Annotated in this window: 19 protein-coding genes; 10 read left to right on the forward strand and 9 right to left on the reverse strand. The window is 63.6% G+C overall.

What is annotated here, in order from left to right:
• Nucleotides 1-124 precede the first annotated feature (124 nt).
• The 3 genes from CAF70_RS08400 to CAF70_RS08410 form a co-directional block, all read right to left on the reverse strand.
• Nucleotides 125-1,717 (reverse strand): ABC transporter substrate-binding protein, encoded by a 1,593-nt coding sequence (locus CAF70_RS08400; RefSeq protein ID WP_085623934.1) that lies wholly within the window; start codon nt 1,715-1,717, stop codon nt 125-127.
• Nucleotides 1,718-1,860: 143 nt separating this feature from the next.
• Entirely contained in the window at nt 1,861-3,486 is a 1,626-nt protein-coding gene (locus CAF70_RS08405; protein ID WP_085623936.1) for an ABC transporter substrate-binding protein, read from the reverse strand.
• Between the two features lie 386 nt (nt 3,487-3,872).
• Nucleotides 3,873-4,589: an SIMPL domain-containing protein gene (locus tag CAF70_RS08410; protein ID WP_085623938.1), complete on the reverse strand. Its 717-nt coding sequence runs from the start codon at nt 4,587-4,589 to the stop codon at nt 3,873-3,875.
• A gap of 202 nt (nt 4,590-4,791) precedes the next feature.
• Here CAF70_RS08410 and CAF70_RS08415 point away from each other — a divergent pair, with 202 nt between their 5' ends.
• The 4 genes from CAF70_RS08415 to CAF70_RS08430 all read left to right on the forward strand — a co-directional run bounded on the left by CAF70_RS08415 (nt 4,792) and on the right by CAF70_RS08430 (nt 9,181).
• Nucleotides 4,792-6,048: an ATP-binding protein gene (locus CAF70_RS08415; RefSeq protein WP_085623940.1), complete on the forward strand. Its 1,257-nt coding sequence runs from the start codon at nt 4,792-4,794 to the stop codon at nt 6,046-6,048.
• Complete coding sequence (locus CAF70_RS08420) at nt 6,048-6,608, forward strand: response regulator transcription factor (protein ID WP_025337806.1); 561 nt, start codon at nt 6,048-6,050, stop codon at nt 6,606-6,608. The genes CAF70_RS08415 and CAF70_RS08420 overlap by 1 nt, the downstream gene beginning before the upstream one ends.
• Before the next feature lie 216 nt (nt 6,609-6,824).
• On the forward strand, nt 6,825-7,766 hold the full coding sequence (locus tag CAF70_RS08425; protein WP_085623943.1) for an AEC family transporter: 942 nt from the start codon (nt 6,825-6,827) through the stop codon (nt 7,764-7,766).
• 56 nt (nt 7,767-7,822) lie between these two features.
• The gene (locus CAF70_RS08430) at nt 7,823-9,181 is read left to right on the forward strand and encodes an amino acid permease (protein ID WP_085623945.1); all 1,359 of its coding nucleotides are present in this window, start codon (nt 7,823-7,825) and stop codon (nt 9,179-9,181) included.
• Between the two features lie 125 nt (nt 9,182-9,306).
• On the opposite strand, the gene CAF70_RS08435 is transcribed toward CAF70_RS08430, so the two are convergent.
• The 6 genes from CAF70_RS08435 to gatC all read right to left on the reverse strand — a co-directional run bounded on the left by CAF70_RS08435 (nt 9,307) and on the right by gatC (nt 14,518).
• The gene (locus tag CAF70_RS08435) at nt 9,307-9,681 is read right to left on the reverse strand and encodes a carboxymuconolactone decarboxylase family protein (protein ID WP_085623947.1); all 375 of its coding nucleotides are present in this window, start codon (nt 9,679-9,681) and stop codon (nt 9,307-9,309) included.
• A gap of 10 nt (nt 9,682-9,691) precedes the next feature.
• Nucleotides 9,692-10,735: a calcium/sodium antiporter gene (locus CAF70_RS08440; protein ID WP_085623950.1), complete on the reverse strand. Its 1,044-nt coding sequence runs from the start codon at nt 10,733-10,735 to the stop codon at nt 9,692-9,694.
• Between the two features lie 60 nt (nt 10,736-10,795).
• Nucleotides 10,796-11,170, reverse strand: coding sequence for a septal ring lytic transglycosylase RlpA family protein (locus tag CAF70_RS08445; RefSeq protein WP_085623952.1), 375 nt, complete (start codon nt 11,168-11,170; stop codon nt 10,796-10,798).
• 136 nt (nt 11,171-11,306) lie between these two features.
• A complete protein-coding gene (gene gatB / locus CAF70_RS08450) occupies nt 11,307-12,752 on the reverse strand; it encodes an Asp-tRNA(Asn)/Glu-tRNA(Gln) amidotransferase subunit GatB (RefSeq protein ID WP_085623954.1) in 1,446 nt (481 codons plus the stop codon).
• A gap of 11 nt (nt 12,753-12,763) precedes the next feature.
• Complete coding sequence (gatA, locus tag CAF70_RS08455; protein ID WP_085623956.1) at nt 12,764-14,215, reverse strand: Asp-tRNA(Asn)/Glu-tRNA(Gln) amidotransferase subunit GatA; 1,452 nt, start codon at nt 14,213-14,215, stop codon at nt 12,764-12,766.
• A gap of 15 nt (nt 14,216-14,230) precedes the next feature.
• On the reverse strand, nt 14,231-14,518 hold the full coding sequence (gene gatC / locus CAF70_RS08460; protein ID WP_003255165.1) for an Asp-tRNA(Asn)/Glu-tRNA(Gln) amidotransferase subunit GatC: 288 nt from the start codon (nt 14,516-14,518) through the stop codon (nt 14,231-14,233).
• A gap of 205 nt (nt 14,519-14,723) precedes the next feature.
• Here gatC and mreB point away from each other — a divergent pair, with 205 nt between their 5' ends.
• From mreB to CAF70_RS08490, 6 genes are all read left to right on the forward strand, one after another.
• Entirely contained in the window at nt 14,724-15,761 is a 1,038-nt protein-coding gene (gene mreB, locus CAF70_RS08465; RefSeq protein WP_003255163.1) for a rod shape-determining protein MreB, read from the forward strand.
• 226 nt (nt 15,762-15,987) lie between these two features.
• Entirely contained in the window at nt 15,988-16,974 is a 987-nt protein-coding gene (gene mreC / locus CAF70_RS08470; RefSeq protein WP_371915944.1) for a rod shape-determining protein MreC, read from the forward strand.
• Nucleotides 16,974-17,462, forward strand: a complete 489-nt coding sequence (mreD, locus tag CAF70_RS08475) for a rod shape-determining protein MreD (RefSeq protein ID WP_085623960.1) — start codon at nt 16,974-16,976, stop codon at nt 17,460-17,462. Before mreC ends, mreD begins: the two co-directional genes overlap by 1 nt.
• 33 nt (nt 17,463-17,495) lie before the next feature.
• Entirely contained in the window at nt 17,496-18,107 is a 612-nt protein-coding gene (locus CAF70_RS08480; RefSeq protein ID WP_085623962.1) for a nucleoside triphosphate pyrophosphatase, read from the forward strand.
• A 54-nt stretch (nt 18,108-18,161) separates the two neighbouring features.
• Complete coding sequence (gene rng / locus CAF70_RS08485) at nt 18,162-19,619, forward strand: ribonuclease G (RefSeq protein ID WP_085623964.1); 1,458 nt, start codon at nt 18,162-18,164, stop codon at nt 19,617-19,619.
• A gap of 82 nt (nt 19,620-19,701) precedes the next feature.
• Nucleotides 19,702-23,523, forward strand: coding sequence for a YhdP family protein (locus CAF70_RS08490; RefSeq protein ID WP_085623966.1), 3,822 nt, complete (start codon nt 19,702-19,704; stop codon nt 23,521-23,523).
• Nucleotides 23,524-23,526: the final 3 nt, after the last annotated feature.

Below are 23,526 nucleotides of genomic sequence, written 5' to 3' on the forward strand. Positions count from 1 at the left end.
TCGGGAAGTGGTGTCGGCTGTTCCGGCCTCTTCGCGGGCGCGCCCGCTCCCACAGGTGTCGTGAACCTGAGAAGATCCCTGTGGGAGCGGGCAAGCCCGCGAAGAGGCCGGTACCGGCTAACGTTTAATCAACACTCACACCGGAAAAATCATTGCGCCCGAACGGGCTGACCTTGAACTCGGAAACCCTGACGCTGAGCGGTTGGTTGACCGTGGAATGCGCCACCGGGGTAATCGGCACCTGTTGCTTGAGCCGCTGCTGGGCCTGCTGGTACAGGGCGGTGCGCTGCGCGCGATCAGTGACCTGCTTGGCCTGTTTGACCAGGCTGTCGTATTGCGGGTCGCACCACAGCGAGTAGTTGTTGCTGCCGATGGCATCGCAGTTGTAGAGGGTGCCCAGCCAGTTGTCCGGGTCACCGTTGTCCCCGGTCCAGCCGATCAGGGCGATATCGTGCTCGCCGCTTTTCATGCGCTTGAGGTACTCGCCCCATTCGTAGCTGACGATGCGCACCTTGAAGCCGAGCTTGCTCCAGTCGGCCTGGAGCATTTCCGCCATCAGCTTGGCGTTGGGGTTGTACGGGCGCTGCACCGGCATGGCCCACAGGGTGATCTCGGTGCCCGGCTTGACCCCGGCCTGCTGCAATAGCTGTTTGGCCTTTTCCGGGTCGAAGGGTGCGTCCTTGAGGCTGTCGTCATAGGACCACTGGGTCGGCGGCATGGCGTTGACTGCCAGTTGCCCGGAGTCCTGGTACACAGCCTGGATGATCGCCTGCTTGTTCACCGCCATATCCATCGCCTGGCGTACCTCCAGGCGGTCGAACGGTGGATGCTGGGTGTTGTAGGCGATATAGCCAAGGTTGAAGCCCGGCTGCTGCAGCACCTGCAGTTTGCTGTCGGCCTTGAGCGCCGGCAGGTCGGCGGGGCGCGGGTGCAGGGTGACCTGGCATTCGTTGCGGCGCAGCTTCTGGATACGCACCGAAGGGTCGACGTTGATCGAGAACACCAGGTTGTCGATCTTCACCTCCTGCGGAGCCCAATACGCCTTGTTGCCTTTGTAGCGGATCTGCGAATCCTTTTGGTAACGCTGGAACACGAACGGCCCGGTGCCGATCGGCTGCTGGTTGATGTCGCTGGGGCGCCCGCTGGCCATCAGTTGTTCGGCGTATTCAGCAGACAGGATGGACGCGAAGCTCATGGCCAGGTTCTGGATGAACGCGGCATCGACCTTGTTCAAGGTGAACACCACGGTCATGGGGGCGGTTTTCTCGACACGGGCGATGTTCTTGTCCAGGCCCATGCTGATGAAGTAGGGGAACTCGGTCGGGTAGGCCTGGCGGAACGGGTGGTTCTTGTCGAGCATGCGGTTGAAGGTGAACAGCACGTCGTCGGCGTTGAAGTCGCGGCTCGGTGCAAAGGCCTTGTTGCTGTGGAATTTCACCCCTTCGCGCAGATGGAAGGTGTAGCGCAGGCCATCCTCGGACACCTCCCAGCGGGTTGCCAGGGCAGGGTGCACGGCAGTGCCGCCGCGCTCGAACTCGACCAGGCGGTTGTAGATCGGTTCGGCGGCGTCGTTGTCGGTGGCGCTGGTGTACTGGGCGGTGTCGAAGCCGGCGGGGCTGCCTTCGGAGCAGAACACCAGGTTGTTGGCCAGCAGGGCCGGTGATTGGCTGATCAGGCCCAGGGCCAGCAGGGCGGAAAGGCGGGTGGTATGGCGCATGGCAAATCCTTTTACGGCTGTTGGCGCCGCCTCGGGGTACGAATGGCGGCAACAGTTCGCCGACCCCGCTGCGGGTAGCGGCGGGACGACATGAAGGGGTAGGAGGTTGGCGGGGCACCCGCTCGGCGGGTGCCCTGGCTAGCCTATTTGTCCACGCTGACGCCGTAGAAGGAGTTCAGGCCGAACGGGCTGATCTTGAAATCCTTCACCTTGGCGCTCATGGGCTGATACACCGTGGAGTGGGCGATCGGGGTGATCGGCACCTGCTCCTTGAGGATGTGCTGTGCCTGCTGGTACAGCTCGGTGCGCTTGGCCTGGTCCGGGGTAGCCTTGGCTTGCTTGATCAGGTCGTCGTAGGGCTTGTAGCACCACTTGGAGAAGTTGTTGCCGTTCATGGCATCGCAGCCGTACAGGGTGCCCAGCCAGTTGTCCGGGTCACCGTTGTCACCGCTCCAGCCAATCAGCATGGCGCCCTGTTCGCCACCCTTGGAGCGTTTGATGTATTCACCCCATTCGTAGCTGACGATCTTCGCCTTGATGCCGACCTTGGCCCAGTCGGATTGCAGCATCTCGGCCATCAGCTTGGCATTGGGGTTGTACGGGCGTTGCACGGGCATCGCCCACAGGGTGATTTCGGTACCTTCCTTGATGCCGGCTTCCTTGAGCAGCTGCCTGGCCTTTTCCGGGGCGAATGGCGCGTCCTTGATGCTGTCGTCATAGGACCACTGGGTTGGCGGCATGGCGTTGACGGCCAACTGGCCGGCGCCCTGGTAGACCGACTCGATGAACTTTTTCTTGTCCACGGCCATGTCCAGCGCCTGGCGCACTTTCAGCTGGGCCAGCGGGTTGGCCTCGTTGCTGCCCTTGACCTTGTCCATCACGTTGTAGGCGATGTAGCCGAGGTTGAAGCCGGCCTGGTCAGGCATTTTCAGTTTGGGGTCTTTCTTCAGCGGTTCGATATCGGCCGGACGCGGGAACAGGGTGACCTGGCACTCGTTCTTCTTCAGCTTCTGCATGCGCACCGAGGCGTCGGTGGTGATGGCGAAGATCAGGTTGTCGATCTTCACGTCATCGGGTTGCCAGTAGTCCTTGTTGCCCTTGAAACGAATCTGCGCGTCCTTCTGGTACTTGCTGAACACGAACGGGCCGGTGCCGATCGGCTTCTGGTTGATGTCGGCGGCCTTGCCATCCTTGAGCAACTGGTCGGCGTATTCGGCGGACTGGATCGAGGCGAAGCTCATGGCCAGGTTCTGGATGAACGCGGCGTCGACTTCATTGAGGGTGAACTTGACCGTGTGTTCGTCGAGCTTCTCCACCTTGGCGATGTTCTTGTCCATGCCCATGTCGGTGAAGTACGGGAACTCGGTGGGGTAGGCCTGGCGGAACGGGTGGTTCTTGTCGAGCATGCGGTTGAAGGTGAACAGCACGTCGTCGGCGTTGAAGGGGCGGGAGGGCTTGAAGTAGTCGGTGGTGTGGAACTTGACCCCTTCGCGTAGATGGAAGGTGTAGGTCTTGCCGTCATCGGAGACTTCCCACTTGGTCGCCAGACCGGGGATGACTGCAGTGCCGCCACGTTCGAACTGGGTCAGGCGGTTGAATACGGTCTCGGCCGAGGCGTCGAAGTCAGTTCCTGTGGTGTATTGCCCCGGGTCAAAGCCGGCCGGGCTGCCTTCGGAGCAGAACACCAGGTTCGATGCAGCGAGGGCCGACGGTGCGCCGGAAAGCAAACCTGCACCTAGCAGGAACGGAATGACTGCGTGTTTGAGCATGATGGCCTCATTGTTGTCATTTTTCGATTGAGGCGGCCTCGTGAGCCGACCTGCGGATACTTATGCAGGGAAATTGCCAATGCAATATGGAGGCGGATGATTGGCGCCAGAAAAGTGGTACGCACGTACATGAATGTCGCATTGGTATAACTTTCAGCGAAGTTAAACGTTTGCGCAGGCAAAATGATGGCTTTTTACGGGATGTTTCGAGGAGGGGGTTAGTGTAGGAAGCGCCTTTTTGGTGCGTAGGAAATGACTGAAAGTCCGGAATTTGACGCGATCCCTGTGGGAGCGGGCTCGCCCGCGAACACGGGCGAAGCCCGTGCCATCCGCCGCAGTGTTCTTTTCGCGGGCATGCCCGCTCCCGCAGGTGTTTAGTGGACCTGTTAAGGCATCTGCACTTCAATCAAGCCATCGGCATTCATGCTCACTTCGCTGGTCCCGGCCTCGATATCCGGCGCCGGCGCTGCTTCATCAGCCCCCATGGCCTTCATCGCCATCGGCGCACTGCGCAGGTACGGGCGTGGGTAGCCGCTGCTGTTGAGGTTCAGGCTGACCACCTTGTAACCCTTGCCACCCAGCGCCTCGGTAGCCAGTTGCGCGCGCGCCTTGAACGCATCCACTGCATCCTTGAGCAGTGCATCCTCGCTGGCCTTGCGCGTGGCAGGAGCGATGGAGAAGTCCATGCCACCCATCTTCAGCTCTTGCAGCAGGTCGGCAGTCAGTTGCGACAGGGCCGGGAAGTTGGCACTTTCCAGGCGCAGTTCGGCGCGTTCGCGCCAGCCGGTAATTTTCTGGCCCTTGCTGTCATACACCGGGTAGCTGTTGCGGCTGCCCTGGCTGATTTTCACGTCCTTGACCTGGCGCGACTGCTGCACGGCCTTGTTCATGGTTTCGGTGATCTGCTTGGCGAGCTTGCCCGGGTCGGTGTTCTGCGCTTCGCTGTACAGGGTCACGACCATCAGGTCGCGTGGCACTTCCTTGCTGACTTCGGCACGCAGCGAGACCTGGTTGTAACGTGGCTCATCGGCCGCCAGCGCCGGCAGGCTGGCGAGCAGGCCGCAGGACAGGATCAGGGCGGTGCCGCGACGTGGGATTTGCATGTGGTACTCCTTGGCAAAATAAGGCGTGGGTTGTGATCATCCATCCCACGCATGGCCCATCAGACCGGCAACAGTGTAGTGGGTTCAAAAGTGCCATCATCAACCTGTGACAAAGTGTGGCGCTTTGCCGCATCGCTGCAGCAGGGCGCCCGGCTTCGGTATACTCCAGCCGATTTTTCTGGAGCACTCATCAGGAGAGCTCATGCTCGCCGCCGTACAACCGCTGTCCGCTACCCGCCAGAACCTCTGGCGCCTGACCGTCATTCGGGTTCTGGTCCTGGCTGCCCAGGCCGGCTCCGTGGGTGTCGCCTACTGGACCGAACTGCTGCCCTTGCCCTGGTTGTCGCTGGCCGGCACCTTGGCCTTGTCTTCACTGCTGTGTGCCTTCACCGCCCTGCGCCTGCGCCTGTCGTTGCCGGTTACCGAGCTGGAGTATGCCCTGCAACTGGCCTGCGACCTGCTGATTCACAGTGCCTTGCTGTATTACTCCGGCGGCTCGACCAACCCGTTCGTGTCGTATTACCTGGTGCCGCTGGCGATTGCCGCAGTCACCTTGCCATGGCTTTATTCGCTGATCCTTTCCGGTATTGCCCTGACCGCCTACAGCCTGTTGCTGGTGCAGTTCTACCCGCTCGAAGGCCTGCCGATGGCGCGGGACAAGATGCAGGTCTATGGCATGTGGTTGAGCATTGCCCTGGCTGCCGCGGTGATCACCTTCTTTGCCGCGCGCATGGCCGAAGAGCTGCGCCGCCAGGAGCAGCTGCGTTCCGAGCGGCGGGAAGAGAGCCTGCGCGACGAGCAGCTGCTGGCCGTGGCCACCCAGGCAGCCGGCGCCGCCCATGAGCTGGGCACGCCGTTGGCGACCATGAGCGTGCTACTGAACGAAATGCGCCAGGACCACGCCGACCCGCTGCTGCAGGAAGACCTGCAGATCCTTCAGGACCAGGTGAAGCTGTGCAAGGAAACCCTGCAACAGCTGGTCCGTGCCGCCGAAGCCAACCGCCGGCTGGCCGTGGTGGAGCAGGACGTGACGGCCTGGCTGGACGACGCGCTCAACCGCTGGCACCTGATGCGCCCGGAAGCCAGCTACCGCTTCCAGCGCCTGCGCGACGGCCAGGTGCCGCGGCTGACCCCGCCACCGGACCTGACCCAGGCACTGCTGAACCTGTTGAACAATGCCGCCGATGCCTGCCCCGATGAGCTTGAAGTGCGTCTGGACTGGGACACCCATGACATTGTCATCAGCATCCGTGACCATGGCCCCGGCGTGCCGCCGGCCATCGCCGAAGCGATCGGCAAACCTTTCATTACCACCAAAGGCAAAGGCTTCGGCCTGGGCCTGTTCTTGAGCAAGGCCAGCGTGACCCGTGCGGGCGGTTCGGTGAAACTCTATAGTCATGAACAGGGTGGCACCCTGACCGAACTGCGCCTGCCCTATGGCAAGCGAGGAGATGAATGATGAGCGAAGAAAACCAGGTCGAAGGCGAAGAGCTGCCGCACCTGCTGCTGGTGGATGACGATGCCACCTTCACCCGGGTCATGGCCCGGGCCATGAGCCGCCGAGGTTTCCGCGTCAGCACTGCCAGCTCTGCCGAGGAAGGGTTGATCCTGGCCCAGCAGGACCTGCCGGACTACGCCACGCTGGACCTGAAGATGGACGGCGACTCCGGGCTGGTGCTATTGCCCAAGCTGCTGGAGCTGGACCCGGAAATGCGCGTGGTGATCCTGACCGGCTACTCCAGCATCGCCACCGCGGTGGAGGCGGTCAAGCGCGGTGCCTGCAACTACCTGTGCAAACCGGCCGATGCCGACGATGTGCTGGCGGCCTTGCTGTCGGAGCACACCGACCTGGATACCCTGGTGCCGGAAAACCCGATGTCGGTCGACCGCCTGCAGTGGGAGCACATCCAGCGCGTGCTGAACGAGCACGAGGGCAACATCTCGGCCACTGCGCGGGCGCTGGGCATGCACCGGCGGACCTTGCAGCGCAAACTGCAGAAGCGCCCGGTTCGGCGCTGATTCCTGCCGGGCTTGTACCGGCCCTTTCGCGGGCTCGCCCGCTCCCACAGGTACTGCACAGGTCTTGGGCTTGTGGAATACCTGTGGGAGCGGGCAAGCCCGCGAAGAGGCTGGTACTGACAGAAATTTCTCTGTATTACCCCGCGATCCCCGCAAGTCCCGGCCGTTGGCGTATCATTAGCCGCCTAACGGCAACCCCTCCAGGATCGCTTGCGCATGCTCGCCCTTCTTATCCAGACACTGAACATCACGGCACCGGTCTTCGCCATGCTGTTCATGGGCGTGCTGCTCAAACGTATCCGCCTGATCGACGACAATTTCAACCGCGTTGCCTCACAGCTGGTGTTCAACGTGTGCATGCCGGCGCTGTTGTTCCTCGGCATCTACCACGCTGACCTGGCCACGGCGGTCAAGCCCGGGGTCCTCCTCTATTTCATCGTCGCCACCCTGGTCGGTTTCGCCATTGCCTGGGGCCTGGCCATCTGGCGCTGCCCGGCGGCCGACCGGGGCATCTATACGCAGGGAGCATTTCGCGGCAACAACGGCGTAATCGGCCTTGCCCTGGCCGCCAGCCTGTACGGCGACTACGGTATTTCCCTGGGTGCGGTGCTCGCCGGTCTGGTCATCCTCCTGTACAACTCGCTGTCGGCGGTTGTGCTGGCGGTTTACAGCCCGGACCTGAAGTCCGACCCGTGGAGCATCTGCAAGAGCATTTTCAGCAACCCGCTGATCATCAGTGTGCTGGTGGCCACGCCCATGGCCTACGGCCAGGTGCCGCTGCCCAACTGGCTGCTGACCTCGGGCGACTACCTGGCGCAGATGACCCTGCCACTGGCGCTGATCTGCATCGGCGGCACGCTGTCGATGGCGGCGCTGCGCGACAGTGGCCGGCTGGCCATCGACGCCAGCCTGGCGAAGATGGTCTGGCTACCGCTGCTCGGTACCCTCGGCGCCTGGCTATGCGGCTTCCGTGGGGCCGAGCTGGGCATCCTGTTCCTGTATATCGGCAGCCCGACCGCAGCGGCCAGCTACGTCATGGCGCGGGCGGCCAAGGGTAACCATGAGCTGGCGGCGTCGATCATCGTGATTACCACGCTAATGGCGGCGATCACCACCAACATTGGTATTTTCATCTTGCAGTGGGGCGGATGGATCTAGATCCTTGACTGCAAACAACACAAAAAACACAGCCTCACTGAGCTAAAGGACACTTCATGCAAGACCAGAGCACGCCCGAGCGGTTACAGCGCGGGCTGAAGAATCGCCATATCCAGCTGATCGCGCTGGGCGGGGCCATTGGTACCGGGTTGTTCCTGGGCATCGCCCAGACCATCCAGCTGGCCGGCCCCTCCGTGCTGCTGGGCTATGCCATTGCCGGCCTGATGGCCTTCCTGATCATGCGCCAGCTAGGCGAAATGGTGGTGGAAGAGCCGGTGGCCGGCAGCTTCAGCCACTTCGCCCACCAGTACTGGAGCGAGTTCGCTGGCTTCGTCTCGGGCTGGAACTACTGGGTGGTATACGTGCTGGTCGGCATGGCCGAGCTGACGGCGGTGGGTATCTATGTGCAGTACTGGTGGCCCGGTTTCCCCACGTGGGCCACGGCGGCGATCTTCTTCGTGGTGATCAACCTGATCAACCTGACCCAGGTGAAGGTCTACGGCGAGATGGAGTTCTGGTTCGCCCTGGTCAAGGTGGTGGCCATCGTCAGCATGATCGGCTTCGGCGCCTGGTTGCTGGCCAGCGGCAATGGCGGCCCGGACGCCAGCGTGGCCAACCTCTGGCAGTATGGCGGCTTCTTCCCCAACGGCGTCACCGGCCTGGTGATGGCATTGGCAGTGATCATGTTCTCGTTCGGCGGCCTGGAGCTGGTGGGTATAACCGCCGCCGAGGCTGACAACCCGCGCCAGAGCATCCCCAAAGCCACCAACCAGGTGGTGTACCGCATCCTCATCTTCTACATTGGTGCCCTGGCAGTGCTGCTGTCGCTGTACCCGTGGCAGAAGGTGGTGCAGGGTGGCAGCCCGTTCGTGATGATTTTCCACGAACTGGACAGTGACCTGGTGGCGACCATCCTCAATATCGTGGTGCTGACGGCCGCACTGTCGGTGTACAACAGCTGCGTGTACGCCAACAGCCGCATGCTGTTCGGCCTGGCCAGCCAGGGCGACGCACCGCGTCAGTTGCTGAAGGTAAGCCGTAGCGGCGTACCGCTGACCGCCCTGGGCGTGTCGGCTTTCGCCACCGGGCTGTGCGTGCTGATCAACTACCTGATGCCGGGTGAGGCCTTTGGTTTGCTGATGGCCCTGGCGGTATCGGCGCTGGTGATCAACTGGGCGAGCATCAGCATTACCCACCTGAAGTTCCGCAAGGCCAAGCTGGCGGCCGGGATTACCCCGTTCTACAAGAGCTGGGGGCACCCGGTCACCAACTACCTGTGCCTGGCGTTCATCGTGCTGATCCTGGTGGTGATGTACCTGACCCCGCCGATTCGCATCTCGGTGATGCTGATTCCTGGGTGGATCCTGGTGCTGTGGGTGGCCTTCAAGATGAAGAAGGCTCGCCAGGCCAGGTAGGTAACACCGTACTGGCCTCTTCGCGGGTAAACCCGCTCCCACAGGATTACGCAGGCTCCGAAAGCTGTGCGGTACCTGTGGGAGCGGGTTTACCCGCGAAGAGGCCGGGCCTGAAAAAGGCTGAATCAGCCTTGATAGCTGTCGATCACTTCCTGCGCTGCACGGAAAGCATCGATCGCCGCCGGCACCCCCGCATACACCGCGCAATGCAGCAGCGCTTCGCGAATCTCTTCCACTGTACAGCCATTGTTCAATGCCCCGCGCACATGCCCCTTGAGTTCCTGCGGGCACTTGAGTGCCGTCAGCGTGGCCAGGGTAATCAGGCTGCGGGTTTTCAACGGTAGCCCGTCGCGGGCCCACACGCTGCCCCAGGCATGTTCGTTGACGAAGTCCTGCAGTGGCTGGGTAAAGTCGGTGGCGTTGCCCAAAGCGCGGTCGACGAACGCATCGCCCATTACCTGACGTCGAATCTGTTCGCCGGTCTTCTGGTTATCAGCCATGTTGTTTTCCTTAGTGTTGGCGGCGCCAGGCGCGCACTGTGGTGTACAGCAACACCATGGCGAGCACCGGCAGTACATAGAACAGCATCAACCGCTCCAGGCGGCCGGCCAGTGGCATGCCCATGGTAAACGCCGCCACGTGCAGACCATAGGCCAGGTACAGGCAGAGGAACACCAGGCCTTCGGCGCGGGTGATGCGATAGCCGGAATAAAACACCGGCAGGCTCAGCGCGGCAACACCGAGCATCACCGGCAGGTCGAAGGCCAGGGCATTGGGCGAGATCGACAGCGGCTCGGGAGTGACCACTGCGGTCAGGCCCAGCACGGCAAGCAGGTTGAACAGGTTGCTGCCGATCACTGTGCCTACGGCGATTTCCCGTTCACCCCGCAGGGCGGCGATCAGCGCGGCGGCCAGTTCCGGCAGGGAGGTGCAGATGGCAACGACGGTCAGGCCGATGATGCGCTCGGACAGACCCAGGTCGGTGGCCAACTCTACGGCGGCCTCCAGCAACAAATGGCCCGCCAGGCTCAGCAGGCCCAGGCCGGCCAGCACCTGCAGCAGGGTGCCCGACCAGAAGCGCCCGGCGCCGTTTGTGACGGCGGTCGGCGCGGGGTAGGTGCGTGCATAGTGGCGCGACTGGTGCCAGAGTATCGCCAGGTAGCCGACCAGGCCGATCAGCAGCAACACCCCTTCGACCCGCCCCAGGTGGCCATTGGCGGATAACGCATAGACCAGGCCGCTGGCGACGATCATCAGTGGAATGTCCAGGCGCACCAGTTGCCGCGACACGCGCAGCGGGATGATCAATGCGGCCAGGCCGAGAATGACCAGTACGTTGAAGATATTGCTGCCGATTACGCTGCCTACCGCTACATCCGGCGCGCCTTGGTAAGCGGCCTGCAGACTCACGGTCATTTGTGGCGCAGTGCTGCCGAAAGCCACCAGGCTCAGGCCAATGATCAGCGGGCGTACGTGCAGGCGCTGGGCCAGGCGCAGGGCTGCGCGCACCAGCAGTTCGGCACCCCCGACCAGCAACAGCAGGGCGATACCCAGTTGCAGGAGGCTGAAGGTGGGAAGGGTGGCGAGGTCGAAAATGGTCGGACTCCTGTCGCGTCAGTCGCTAAGCCCTTGTACTCGCACGCGCGCGGTTCCGCTACGGATCATGCCGATTTTTTCTGCGGCGGCACGTGACAGGTCGATCAGGCGGCCGCGGGTATGTGGGCCACGGTCGTTGATGCGCACCACTACGCTGCGCTGGTTGGCCAGGTTGGTCACCCGAACCCGGGTACCGAAGGGCAGGCTGCGGTGAGCGGCGGTTAGGCCATGCTGGTTGAACGGTTCGCCGCTGGCGGTGCGTTTGCCGTGGTGGCGAGCGCCGTAATAGGAAGCAGTGCCGGTCTTGTCGTAGCCGTCGGGGTCGACGTCCTGGCTGGCGCAGCCGGCCAGCAGGGTGAAGAGGGCGAGGGTGCTCAGGGATCGTTTTAGCAAGTCAGGAGGTCTCCAGTGCAGCCATTCGCGGGCTTGCCCGCTCCCACAGGTATATCACCGCCTGTGAAAGCGGCGCAGTACCTGTGGGAGCGGGCAAGCCCGCGAACGAGGGCAGGGCCCTCGCCGCATTTTCAAATCACCCTTCGAGCTTGGCCTTGAGCAATTGGTTCACTTGCCCCGGGTTGGCCTTGCCTTTGGAGGCTTTCATCGCCTGGCCGACGAAGAAGCCGAACATCTTGCCGCGCTTGGCCTCGTCGGCTGCGCGGTACTGTTCGACCTGCTCGGCGTTGGCCGCCAGCACTTCGTCGAGCATCTTGTCGATCGCACCAGTATCGGTGACCTGCTTCAGGCCCTTGCTTTCGATGATGCTGTCGGCATCGCCTTCACCGGCAGCCATGGCCTCGAACACAGTCTTGGCGATCTTGCCGCTGATGGTGTTGTCGCGGATACGCAGCAGCATTCCGCCCAGGTGAGCGGCGCTGACCGGTGCCTGGTCTATCTCGATGCCCAGCTTGTTCAGCAGGCTGCCCAGTTCGACCATGACCCAGTTGGCGGCGAGTTTGGCGTCGCCACCGATCTTCACCACTTCCTCGAAGTAGTCTGCCTGTTCGCGGCTGGAGGCCAGCACGTTGGCGTCGTAGGCCGACAGGCCGTACTGGCTCTGGAAGCGCTCGACCTTCTGCGTCGGCAGTTCCGGCAAGCCGGCGCGGACGGTTTCGAGGAAGCTGTCCTCGATCACCACCGGCAGCAGGTCGGGGTCGGGGAAGTAACGGTAGTCGTTGGCTTCCTCCTTGCTGCGCATGGAGCGGGTCTCGTCCTTGTTCGGGTCGTACAGGCGGGTTTCCTGTACCACCTTGCCGCCGTCCTCGATCAGGTCGATCTGGCGCTGGATCTCGCTGTTGATCGCGCGCTCGATGAAGCGGAACGAGTTGACGTTCTTGATCTCGCAGCGGGTGCCGAACTCGGCCTGGCCTTTCGGGCGTATCGACACGTTGCAGTCGCAACGCAGCGAGCCTTCGGCCATGTTGCCGTCGCAGATGCCCAGATAACGCACCAGCGCGTGGATCGCCTTGACGTAGGCCACGGCTTCCTTGGCGCTGCGCATGTCAGGCTCGGAGACGATTTCCAGCAGCGGGGTGCCGGCACGGTTCAGGTCGATGCCGGTGGAGCCGCTGAAGTCTTCGTGCAGGCTTTTGCCGGCGTCCTCTTCCAGGTGTGCGCGGGTAACCCCGATGCGCTTGATGGTGCCGTCTTCCAGGGCGATGTCCAGGTGGCCCTTGCCGACGATCGGCAGGTCCATCTGGCTGATCTGATAGCCCTTGGGCAGGTCCGGGTAGAAGTAGTTCTTGCGCGCGAACACGTTGCGCTTGCCGATCTCGGCATCGATGGCCAGGCCGAACATGCACGCCATGCGTACGGCTTCCTGGTTCAGTACCGGCAGTACGCCGGGCATGCCCAGGTCAACCAGGCTGGCCTGGGTGTTCGGCTCGGAGCCGAAGGTGGTGGCGCTGCCGGAGAAGATCTTCGACTGGGTGGCGAGCTGAGTGTGGATTTCCAGCCCGATCACAACTTCCCATTGCATGTGTGAATTCCTCAGAAGCCGTTGGGGGCGCGGGTGTGCCAGTCGGTCACTTGCTGGTAGCGGTGCGCGACGTTGAGCAGGCGGCCCTCCTGGAAGTAGGGCGCCAGCAGCTGCACGCCGACCGGCAGGCCATCGACGAAGCCGGCCGGCATCGACAGGCCCGGCAGGCCCGCCAGGTTGGCGGTGATGGTGTAGACGTCTTCCAGGTAGGCGGCGACCGGGTCGCTGCTCTTGGCGCCGAGCTTCCAGGCCGGGTTCGGCGTGGTCGGCCCGAGGATCAGGTCGACGTCGTTGAAAGCGGCCATGAAGTCGTTCTTGATCAGGCGGCGGATCTGTTGCGCCTTCACGTAGTAGGCGTCGTAGTAGCCGGCCGACAGGGCGTAGGTACCGACCATGATGCGGCGCTGCACTTCGACACCGAAGCCTTCGCCACGCGAACGCTTGTACAGGTCGGTCAGGTCTTTCGGGTTTTCGCAGCGGTAGCCGAAACGCACGCCGTCGAAACGCGACAGGTTGGACGAGGCTTCAGCGGGGGCGATCACGTAGTAGGCCGGGATGGCGTGCTGCATGTTCGGCAGGCTGATTTCCTTGACCACCGCACCGAGCTTTTCCAGCTCCTTGACGCTGGCCTGGACCAGGTCGGCGATGCGTGGGTCGAGGCCGGCACCGAAATACTCCTTCGGCAGGCCGATGCGCAGGCCCTGCAGCGAAGCATTCAGGTTGGCGCTGTAGTCCGGCACCGGCTCTTCGATGCTGGTGGAGTCCTTGGCGTCGAAACCGGCCATGCCTTGCAGCAGCAGGGCGCAGTCTTCGGCAGTGCGGGCCAGCGGGCCGCCCTGGTCGAGGCTGGAGGCATAGGCGATCATGCCCCAGCGCGACACGCGGCCGTAGGTCGGCTTGAGGCCGGTAAGGTTGGTCAGTGCCGCCGGTTGGCGGATCGAACCGCCGGTGTCGGTGCCGGTGGTGGCTGGCAGCAGGCGCGCAGCCACTGCTGCGGCCGAACCGCCCGACGAGCCGCCCGGAACGTGCTCGAGGTTCCATGGGTTCTTCACTGCGCCGTAGTAGCTGGATTCGTTGGCCGAACCCATGGCGAATTCGTCCATGTTGGTCTTGCCCAGGGTGACCATGCCGGCTTCGGCCAGCTTGGCAACCACGGTGGCGTCGTACGGCGCCTTGAAGTTGTCGAGCATCTTCGAGCCGCAGCTGGTGCGTACGCCGTTGGTGCAGAACAGGTCCTTGTGGGCGATCGGGGCACCCAGCAGCGCGCCGGTTTCGCCAGCGGCGCGACGGGCGTCGGCGGCACGCGCCTGGCCCAGGGCCAGCTCTTCGGTGACGCTGATGAAGCTGTTGATCTGTGGGTCGAGCTGCTTGATGCGCGCCAGCAGGGCGCCGGTCAGCTCTTCGGAGGAAAACGACTTGTCGGCGAGTCCGCGGGCGATCTCGGCCAGGGTCAATTGATGCATGGCAGGCTCTATCCCTTACTCGATGACTTTGGGAACCAGGTACAGACCGCTTTCGGTCGACGGCGCGATGGCCTGGTAGGCGTCGCGCTGGTTGCTTTCGGTGACCTGGTCGGGACGCAGGCGCTGGCTGGCCTCCAGGGGGTGGGCCAGTGGCTCGATGCCAGTAGTGTCGACCGCTTGCATCTGGTCGACCAGCCCGAGAATGCTGTTCAGTGCGTCAGTAATGCGTGGCAGTTCGCCATCATTCAGGCCCAGACGGGCCAGATGGGCGATCTTTTCCACATCGCAGCGTTCAAGCGCCATGGGGATCTCCAGGGGAAACAAAGACCGGAATTCGGGTCCGTGGTGAGGAACATGTCAGCTTTCTGGCGGTCTAACGGCCGCGAAATTCTGCTGGCTTGCTCGGAAAAACAGCCAATTTAACATATTGGCTCCTTGCCCAAAATCCCTGCCATTGTTAGAGTTTGCCGCACTTTTTTACCCACGCTTTCCCCAGGGTCACTTTCCCATGTTCAAGAAACTGCGTGGCATGTTTTCCAGCGATCTGTCCATCGACCTGGGTACTGCCAACACCCTTATTTACGTGCGTGAGCGCGGTATCGTCCTGAATGAGCCCTCGGTTGTTGCCATCCGTACCCATGGCAACCAGAAAAGCGTCGTCGCCGTCGGTACCGAAGCCAAGCGCATGCTGGGCCGTACGCCTGGCAACATTGCTGCCATTCGTCCGATGAAGGACGGCGTCATCGCCGACTTCAGCGTCTGCGAAAAAATGTTGCAATATTTTATCAACAAGGTTCACGAGAACAGCTTCCTGCAGCCGAGCCCGCGCGTGCTGATCTGCGTGCCGTGCAAGTCGACCCAGGTCGAGCGCCGCGCCATCCGCGAGTCGGCCCTGGGTGCCGGTGCCCGTGAAGTGTTCCTGATCGAGGAACCGATGGCCGCCGCCATCGGTGCCGGCCTGCCGGTCGAGGAAGCCCGCGGCTCGATGGTTGTCGATATCGGTGGTGGTACCACTGAAATCGCGCTCATCTCCCTGAACGGCGTGGTCTATGCCGAATCCGTCCGCGTTGGCGGCGACCGCTTCGACGAAGCCATCGTTACCTACGTGCGCCGCAACTACGGCAGCCTGATCGGCGAGTCCACCGCTGAGCGCATCAAGCAGGAAATCGGTACCGCCTACCCGGGCGGCGAAGTACGCGAAGTCGACGTGCGCGGCCGCAACCTGGCCGAGGGCGTACCGCGTGCCTTCACCCTGAACTCCAACGAAGTGCTCGAAGCGCTGCAGGAATCCCTGGCGACCATCGTCCAGGCGGTCAAGAGTGCCCTGGAGCAGTCGCCGCCCGAGCTGGCCTCGGACATCGCCGAACGCGGCCTGGTGCTGACCGGTGGTGGCGCGCTGTTGCGTGACCTGGACAAGCTGCTGGCCCAGGAAACCGGTCTGCCGGTGATCGTTGCCGAAGACCCGCTGACCTGTGTCGCCCGTGGTGGCGGTCGCGCCCTGGAGATGATGGACAAGCACGCGATGGACCTGCTCTCCAGCGAGTGATTCCGCTCGCTGTTCACGAGCGCCCGGTTTACAGGTAGTACGCACAGTGCTACCTGTATGTGCTGGGCTGGCGCCCGTTCGGGGCGCCGTATCCGTCAACCCGCAACCAGGCTGGTGCGTTGTCCCATGTCCAATGACCTCCTGAGTCGTCCACGAGGAACGGCCCATTAAACCGCTTTTCTCCAAGGGCCCTTCGCTGGGCGTTCGCCTGCTCGTCCTGGTGGTGATGTCGGTCGCGTTGATGGTTGTCGACGCGCGCTTCGACGTGCTCAAACCAGTGCGCAGCCAGATGGGCCTGGTACTGATGGAGTCGTACTGGATCACCGACCTGCCGCAGCGTGCGTGGCAAGGTGTGGCGGGCCAGTTTGGCAGCCGCACCGAACTGATCGCCGAAAACGAAAAGCTCAAGACCGAAGCCCTGCTGCTGCAGGGGCGCCTGCAGAAGCTGGCGGCCCTGACCGAGCAGAACGTGCGCCTGCGCGAGTTGCTCAACTCCTCGGCGCTGGTCAACGAAAAGGTTGAAGTGGCCGAGCTGATCGGTGTCGACCCCAATCCCTTCACCCACCGCATCCTGATCAACAAGGGCGAGCGTGATGGCGTGTTTCTGGGCCAGCCGGTGCTCGATGCCCGTGGCCTGATGGGCCAGGTGGTCGAGCTGATGCCGTACACCTCGCGGGTACTGTTGCTGACCGATACCACCCATAGCATCCCGGTGCAGGTCAACCGCAACGGCCTGCGCGCCATTGCCAGCGGCACCGGCAACCCGGAGCGCCTGGAACTGCGCCATGTGGCCGATACCGCCGACATCAAGGAAGGCGACCTGCTGGTCAGTTCCGGCATGGGGCAACGTTTCCCGGCCGGCTACCCGGTGGCCACGGTCAACGAAGTGATTCACGATTCCGGCCAGCCGTTTGCCATCGTTCGCGCCATCCCCACCGCCGCGCTCAACCGCAGCCGCTACATGCTGCTGGTGTTCAGTGACCGACGTACCCCGGAGCAGCGTGCAACCGATGCCGGCATCGCCCAGGAAGAGGCTGACCGCAAGGGCGCCGCCACTCCAGGCCAGCAGGCCGCGACGGGCGAGCACAGTGCGCCGGCGCCTGCCGCGCCTACCGCGCCGGCTACACCTGCGGCCCCGGCTGCTCAGCCTGCAGCCCCGGCGGCCGCACCAGCTACGCCGGCTGCCGCACCCGCTCACACCCGGAGGCAATGATGGCTGTATCACGCCGCAACAACGGCTGGGTCATCTGGCTGACTTTCGCCATCGGCCTGCTGCTCAGCGTTTCGCCCATGCCGCAGTTCATGGACGTGTTCCGGCCCATGTGGCTGGCCTTGCTGGTATCGTTCTGGACCCTCGCCGTGCCGAACAAGGTCGGCATGACCACCGCGTTCGTGCTGGGCCTGGCCGAGGATGTGCTGTACGGCACCCTGCTGGGGCAGAACGCGCTGATCCTCACCCTCATCACCTTCCTGGTGCTGTCCTTGCAGCAGCGCCTGCGCATGTTCCCCCTGTGGCAGCAAAGCCTGGTGATCCTGGTGATCTTCGGTATCGCCCAGCTGATCCAGCTGTGGCTCAGCGCGCTGACCGGCAACCGCCTGCCCACCCTGGCGTTGGTCTGGTCGGCGGTGATCAGCGCCTTGCTCTGGCCGTGGATCAGCTTCGCCTTGCGCGATCTGCGTCGACGCTTGCATATCAACTGACGGCGCCGCCGCGACTGACAGGGAGATGTCTGCATGAACCCACTTTACCTGGCCTCCGGCTCGCCCCGTCGGCGTGAACTGCTGACCCAGATCGGTGTGCCGTTCAGTGTCGTCAGTGCCCCCATCGATGAAACCCCGCTACCCGATGAAAGCGCCACGGCCTACGTCGAGCGCCTGGCCAGGGCCAAGGCTGCCGCCGGCCTGGCCAGCGTAGAGGGCCCGGCTGTGGTGCTGGGCGCAGACACTGCCGTGGTGTTCGATGGTCGTATTCTCGGCAAGCCGGATAACCGCGAAGATGCTTTGGCCATGCTGGCCGACCTTTCGGGGCGTGAGCACCAGGTACTGACCGCAGTCGCCCTTAGCGACGGCCAACGCGTGCAAAGCCTGTGCGTTACCAGCAAGGTGCGCTTCCGTGCGATCAGCGCCGACGAAGCGCAACGCTACTGGGCCAGCGGCGAACCGGCGGACAAGGCCGGCGGCTATGCCATCCAGGGTCTGGGCGCGGTGTTCGTCACCGGCCTTTCCGGCAGCTACTCGGCGGTTGTCGGCTTGCCCCTCAGTGAAACGGCCGACCTGCTTGGCCAGTTTGGCATCGCCTGCTGGCAATTGCCCGCGCATATGCCAGAGGTAACAAAGCAGCGGTAGCCAGCATTGCATACGCGATCCATCATTACCGAATACCCTTGACGAGAGCCTGCCATGAGTGAAGAGATCCTGATCAACATCACCCCGATGGAATCGCGCGTGGCGGTGGTGGAAAACGGGGTGCTGCAGGAAGTGCACGTCGAGCGCACCCAGCGCCGGGGCATCGTCGGCAATATCTACAAAGGCAAGGTGGTACGCGTGCTGCCGGGCATGCAGGCGGCCTTCGTCGACATCGGCCTGGAGCGCGCGGCGTTCATCCACGCCTCGGAAATTTCCCAGCGTGAAGGCTCGGCAGTAGAGAACATCACTGCCCTGGTGCATGAAGGCCAGGCCCTGGTGGTACAGGTAACCAAGGACCCGATCGGCAGCAAGGGCGCGCGCCTGACCACCCAGCTGTCGATCCCGTCGCGCTACCTGGTGTACATGCCACGCAGCAGCCATGTCGGCATTTCCCTGAAGATCGAAGACGAAGCCGAACGCGAACGCCTAAAGCAAGTGGTCAGCGACTGCATGGAAAGCGAGAACATCAAGGACGCCGGCGGCTTCATCCTGCGCACCGCGGCCGAAGGCGCCCGCGCCGAAGAGATCTTGCAGGACATTCGCTACCTGCGCCGCCTGTGGGAACAGATCGGTACCCAGATCAAGACCTGCGGCGCGCCCACGGTCATCTACGAGGACCTGGGCCTGGCCCTGCGTACCCTGCGCGACCTGGTCAACCCGAAGATCGAGAAGATCCGCATCGACTCGCGGGAAACCTTCCAGAAGACCACGCAGTTCGTTGGCGAACTGATGCCGGAAATCGCCGACCGCCTCGAGCACTATCCGGGCGAACGGCCGATCTTCGACCTGTACGGCGTCGAGGACGAGATCCAGCGCGCGCTGGAGCGCAAGGTACCGCTCAAGTCTGGTGGTTACCTTGTGGTCGATCCGGCTGAAGCAATGACCACCATCGATGTGAACACCGGCGCTTTCGTCGGCCATCGCAACCTCGAAGAGACCATCTTCAAGACCAATCTCGAGGCTGCCACCGCCATCGCCCGGCAACTGCGCCTGCGCAACATCGGCGGCATCATCATCATCGACTTCATCGACATGGAAGACGAAGAGCACCAGCGCCAGGTGTTGCGTACCCTGGAAAAGCAGCTCGAGCGCGATCACGCCAAGACCAACATCATCGGCATCACCGAACTGGGCCTGGTGCAGATGACTCGCAAGCGCACGCGGGAAAGCCTGGAACAGGTGCTGTGCGAGCCCTGCCTGGCCTGTCAGGGCCGTGGCAAGCTGAAAACCCCCGAGACAATCTGTTACGAAATCTTCCGCGAGATCCTGCGTGAGGCCCGTGCCTACCAGGCCGAAGGCTACCGCGTGCTGGCCAACCAGAAGGTGGTCGACCGGCTGCTGGATGAAGAGTCCGGTAACGTAGCGGAACTGGAAGCCTTCATCGGCCGAACCATTCGTTTCCAGGTGGAGTCGATGTATTCGCAGGAACAATACGATGTGGTGCTGCTCTGACGCCTACTGAAACGCGCCGCGGGTGGCCCGGGCTGGAAAAACCGGGACGACGGGCCATCATGGATAAACGACCTGGAGGGCAATGGCCATGGGACGTCTGACCCGCGTTCTTGTCGCCTTGACCCGCTGGGGGTTGGGCATTTGCGCTCTGCTGGCGGTACTGGTAGCGCTGTATGTCAGCCTTGGCCGCGAACTGGTGCCACTGGTGGCCGAGTATCGCGCCGATGTGCAGAGCAAGGCCGAGCAGGCTTTAGGCCTGCCCGTACACATCGGTGCCCTGGAAGGCCGCTGGAGCGGCCTGGCACCGGTGCTGCGGGTGCGCGACCTGCAACTGGGCGAGGGGGCCGCGGCCCTGCGCCTGGACGACGTCAAGGTGGTGCCTGATGTCTGGGCCAGCCTCACCACCCGAGAAGTGCGCCTGGCACGCATTCAGTTGGGCGGCCTGCAACTGATCCTGCGCGAGAACGAACAGGGCGCCTGGAGCCTCGAAGGCCTGCCGAAGAAGGACGATGCGCCGCTCGATCCCGCCGAGTTGTTGCAGCGCCTGCGCCAGTTGGGCCGCATCGATGTGTTCGACAGCCAGGTCACCCTGCACCCCTGGCAGCGTGACCCGTTGACCCTGACTTATGTGAGCGTCGGCCTGCAGGCCGGAGCTTCGCGCCACGCCCTGGACCTGCGCGCGACCCTGCCCGATGGCCAACCCCTGTCGCTGAACCTGCGCAGCCGTGCCTCGGCCAATGCCTGGCGCGACGGCCAGGTCGAAGCCTACCTGAGCCTGCCACAGAGTGACTGGGCGCGGTGGCTGCCGCCACGCCTGCTGGGTCAGTGGCATGCCGACGCCCTGCGGGCGGGCGGCGAGTTCTGGGTCGACTGGAGCAAGGGGCAGTTGCAGCAGGCCGTCGTACGCCTCAATGCACCGGAGCTGCACGGTGCCTATGCCGGGCGCAAGGCGGCCAGGCTGAACAACCTGGCCCTGGGCGCCTGGTTCCAGCGCCGGGAGCAAGGCTTCGATGTGGTGGTCGACTCCCTGGCCATGGATATCGGCAAGACCCGTTGGGAGTCGCACCTGCAATTGCAGCAGCGCCCCGGCGAGGATGCAGCTGCGGAAAGCTGGCAAGTGCAGGCCGACCGCCTCGACCTTACGCCGTTGACCCCGGTGATCGATGCCCTCGCGCCGCTGCCGGACAAGGTCATGGCCGTGGTCGATGGCCTGAACGTGACCGGCGCGCTGCGCAATGTGCGCCTTGAAGCCCGGCCCAAGGCCGAGGGGGACAAGCGCCTGCAGTTCGAGGCCAACCTGGAGAAGGTCGGTTTCGATGCCTATCACAATGCCCCGGCAGCCGGTAATGTCAGCGGCAGCATCAGCGGTGACCTTGGTCATGGCGAACTGCGCCTGGATACCGAGGCGTTCATGCTGCACCTGTACCCGATCTTCGCCAAACCCTGGCACTACCAGAAGGCCAATGCGCGCCTGACCTGGGCCCTGGACAAGGAAGGTTTCACCCTGGTCGCGCCTTACCTCAAGGTACTGGGCGAGGAGGGCAAGATTGCCGGTGACTTCCTCATCCGCCTGTTGTTCGACGAGGGCCGCGAGGACTACATGGACCTGCGCGTCGGCCTGACCGAAGGCGATGGTCGCTACACCGCCAAGTACCTGCCCGAGGTGCTCAGCCCGGCCCTCGACGAATGGCTGCGCAGCGCGATTGTCAAAGGTACGGTGGACGAAGGCTACTTCCAGTACCAAGGCTCGCTGAACCATGGCGTCGCGCCAGAAGCCCGCAGTATCAGCCTGTTTTTCAAGGTGCGTGATGCCGCCCTGGACTTCCAGCCGGGCTGGCCGCAAGTGCAGCACGTGGATGGCGATGTGTTCATCGAGGACAGTGGCGTGCGCATCAGGGCCCAACGTGGCGTACTGCTCGACACCAATGTCAGTGACGTGAGCGTCGATATTCCGCATGTCGACGAGGGCCAGCAAAGCCACCTGTACCTCGATGGCGACTTCGACGGCAGCCTGGGCGATGGCCTGAAGATTCTCAAGGAAGCGCCAATCGGCACTGGCGAGATTTTCGCCGGGTGGGAGGGCGAGGGGCCGCTCAAGGGCAAGGTCAAGCTCGACATTCCGCTGGCCCGGGGGCAGCGGCCGAAAGTACAGGTGGACTTTGCCACCAATGATGCGCGGCTGAAAGTTGCGCCGCCGAGCCTGGAGTTGAGCCGCCTTAAGGGGGACTTCAATTTCGATTTCGACAAGGGCCTGAGCGGCAAGGGCATCAGCCTGCAGGCCTTCGGCAAGCCGGTGACGGCGCAAATTACCGCCGAAGGCCAGCCAGGGCAGATGCAGACCCGCATCAACGCCAATGGCCGGGTATCGCTCAAGGCGCTGACCGAATGGCTGCAGTTCAAGCAGGCCTTGCCGGCTTCCGGCGACCTGCCGTACCGGTTGCAGGTCAGCCTGGGTAGCCGGGAAAACCGCCTACGTGTCGATTCCAGCCTCAAGGGCTTGGCCATCGACCTGCCGGCGCCCTTCGGCAAGACGGCGGGCGATACCCGTGACACCCGTTTCAGCATGACCCTGCAGGGGCCGGAGCGGCGCTTCGACGTCGCCTACACCGACCTTGCCCGCTTAGCGTACGCCGCACCGGCCGACAAGCTGGGCCAGGGCCGTGGCGAGTTGCTGCTGGGCGCCGGTGACGCCCAGGTGCCTGCCGGCCAGGGCCTGCGAGTGCGCGGGCGCCTGGAGACGCTGGACCTGGGGCCCTGGCAGGAGCAGGCGGCGCGCCTGGCCGGCGACGACCCGGGCGGTAGCGCGCGGCAGAACCTGCAAGGTGTCGACCTGAGCATCGGCCAGCTGAAAGCCTTTGGTCTGGACCTGAACCAGGCCGTGGTGCGCCTGGCGCGTGGTGGCCCGGCCTGGGATCTGCGCCTCGACAGCAAGGAGGTCATCGGCAACGCCCGGGTGCCGGATGCCAAGGGTGCGCCCATGGTCGTGCGCATGCAGACCTTGCGCCTGCCTGCCGCCAGCGCCGCTGAAAAGCAGGCCGAGGAAGGCCCGGACCCGCTTGCCTCGTTCGACCCGCGCAAGGTGCCGGCGCTGGACCTGAGCATCGACAAGCTCTATCGCGGTGACGACCTGTATGGCAGTGTGTCGCTCAAGCTGCGGCCGACCGCGCGTGGCGTGACCGCCAGCGACATCGACCTTGACTTCAAGGGCCTGCGTATCGATGGTGGTGGCGGCTGGGAAGGCGAACCGGGCAGCACCAGCAGTTGGTACAAGGGGCGCCTGGACGGCAAGAACCTGGCGGATGTACTCAAGGCCTGGGGCTTTGCCCCGACTGCCACCAGCCGCGACTTCCGCCTGGATGTGGATGGCCGCTGGCCGGGTTCGCCGGCCTCGGTGAGCCTCAAGCGCTTCTCGGGCAGCATGGACGCAGCGCTGCGCACCGGCCAGTTCGTCGAGGTCGAAGGTAGTGCCCAGGCGCTGCGGGTGTTCGGCCTGCTGAACTTCAACTCCATCGGCCGGCGCTTGCGCCTGGACTTCTCCGACCTGTTCGACAAGGGCCTGGCCTATGACCGGGTCAAAGGCTTGCTGGTGGCCAGTGACGGTGTCTACGTGACCCGCGAGCCCATCACAGTGACCGGCCCGTCGAGCAACTTCGAGCTGGACGGTACCCTGGACCTGGCACGCGACCGGGTCGATGCCAATCTACAGGTGAGCCTGCCGGTGACCAACAACCTGCCGCTGGCGGCCCTGATTGTCGGCGCTCCCGCCGTGGGCGGGGCGCTGTTCCTGGTCGACCGGCTCATCGGGGACCGTGTGTCGCGCTTCGCCAGCGTGCACTACCGTGTCGAAGGGCCGGTGAAAGAGCCTAGAATCACATTTGTGAAACCTTTCGAAAAATCCCGCTAGGAG

The organism is Pseudomonas sp. B19(2017), from assembly GCF_002113165.1.
Classification (GTDB): Bacteria; Pseudomonadota; Gammaproteobacteria; order Pseudomonadales; family Pseudomonadaceae; genus Aquipseudomonas.

Excerpts from the sequence above, each read along its gene's own strand:
- rng (WP_085623964.1), top strand. The coding sequence starts at position 18,162 with ATGAGTGAAGAGATCCTGATCAACATCACCCCGATGGAATCGCGCGTG.
- CAF70_RS08420 (WP_025337806.1), top strand. The coding sequence starts at position 6,048 with ATGAGCGAAGAAAACCAGGTCGAAGGCGAAGAGCTGCCGCACCTGCTG.
- CAF70_RS08405 (WP_085623936.1), bottom strand. The coding sequence starts at position 3,486 with ATGCTCAAACACGCAGTCATTCCGTTCCTGCTAGGTGCAGGTTTGCTT.
- CAF70_RS08415 (WP_085623940.1), top strand. The coding sequence starts at position 4,792 with ATGCTCGCCGCCGTACAACCGCTGTCCGCTACCCGCCAGAACCTCTGG.
- mreB (WP_003255163.1), top strand. The coding sequence starts at position 14,724 with ATGTTCAAGAAACTGCGTGGCATGTTTTCCAGCGATCTGTCCATCGAC.
- CAF70_RS08490 (WP_085623966.1), top strand. The coding sequence starts at position 19,702 with ATGGCCATGGGACGTCTGACCCGCGTTCTTGTCGCCTTGACCCGCTGG.
- CAF70_RS08435 (WP_085623947.1), bottom strand. The coding sequence starts at position 9,681 with ATGGCTGATAACCAGAAGACCGGCGAACAGATTCGACGTCAGGTAATG.
- CAF70_RS08425 (WP_085623943.1), top strand. The coding sequence starts at position 6,825 with ATGCTCGCCCTTCTTATCCAGACACTGAACATCACGGCACCGGTCTTC.
- gatB (WP_085623954.1), bottom strand. The coding sequence starts at position 12,752 with ATGCAATGGGAAGTTGTGATCGGGCTGGAAATCCACACTCAGCTCGCC.
- mreD (WP_085623960.1), top strand. The coding sequence starts at position 16,974 with ATGGCTGTATCACGCCGCAACAACGGCTGGGTCATCTGGCTGACTTTC.
- CAF70_RS08400 (WP_085623934.1), bottom strand. The coding sequence starts at position 1,717 with ATGCGCCATACCACCCGCCTTTCCGCCCTGCTGGCCCTGGGCCTGATC.
- gatA (WP_085623956.1), bottom strand. The coding sequence starts at position 14,215 with ATGCATCAATTGACCCTGGCCGAGATCGCCCGCGGACTCGCCGACAAG.
- CAF70_RS08430 (WP_085623945.1), top strand. The coding sequence starts at position 7,823 with ATGCAAGACCAGAGCACGCCCGAGCGGTTACAGCGCGGGCTGAAGAAT.
- gatC (WP_003255165.1), bottom strand. The coding sequence starts at position 14,518 with ATGGCGCTTGAACGCTGCGATGTGGAAAAGATCGCCCATCTGGCCCGT.
- CAF70_RS08410 (WP_085623938.1), bottom strand. The coding sequence starts at position 4,589 with ATGCAAATCCCACGTCGCGGCACCGCCCTGATCCTGTCCTGCGGCCTG.
- mreC (WP_371915944.1), top strand. The coding sequence starts at position 15,988 with ATGTCGGTCGCGTTGATGGTTGTCGACGCGCGCTTCGACGTGCTCAAA.
- CAF70_RS08480 (WP_085623962.1), top strand. The coding sequence starts at position 17,496 with ATGAACCCACTTTACCTGGCCTCCGGCTCGCCCCGTCGGCGTGAACTG.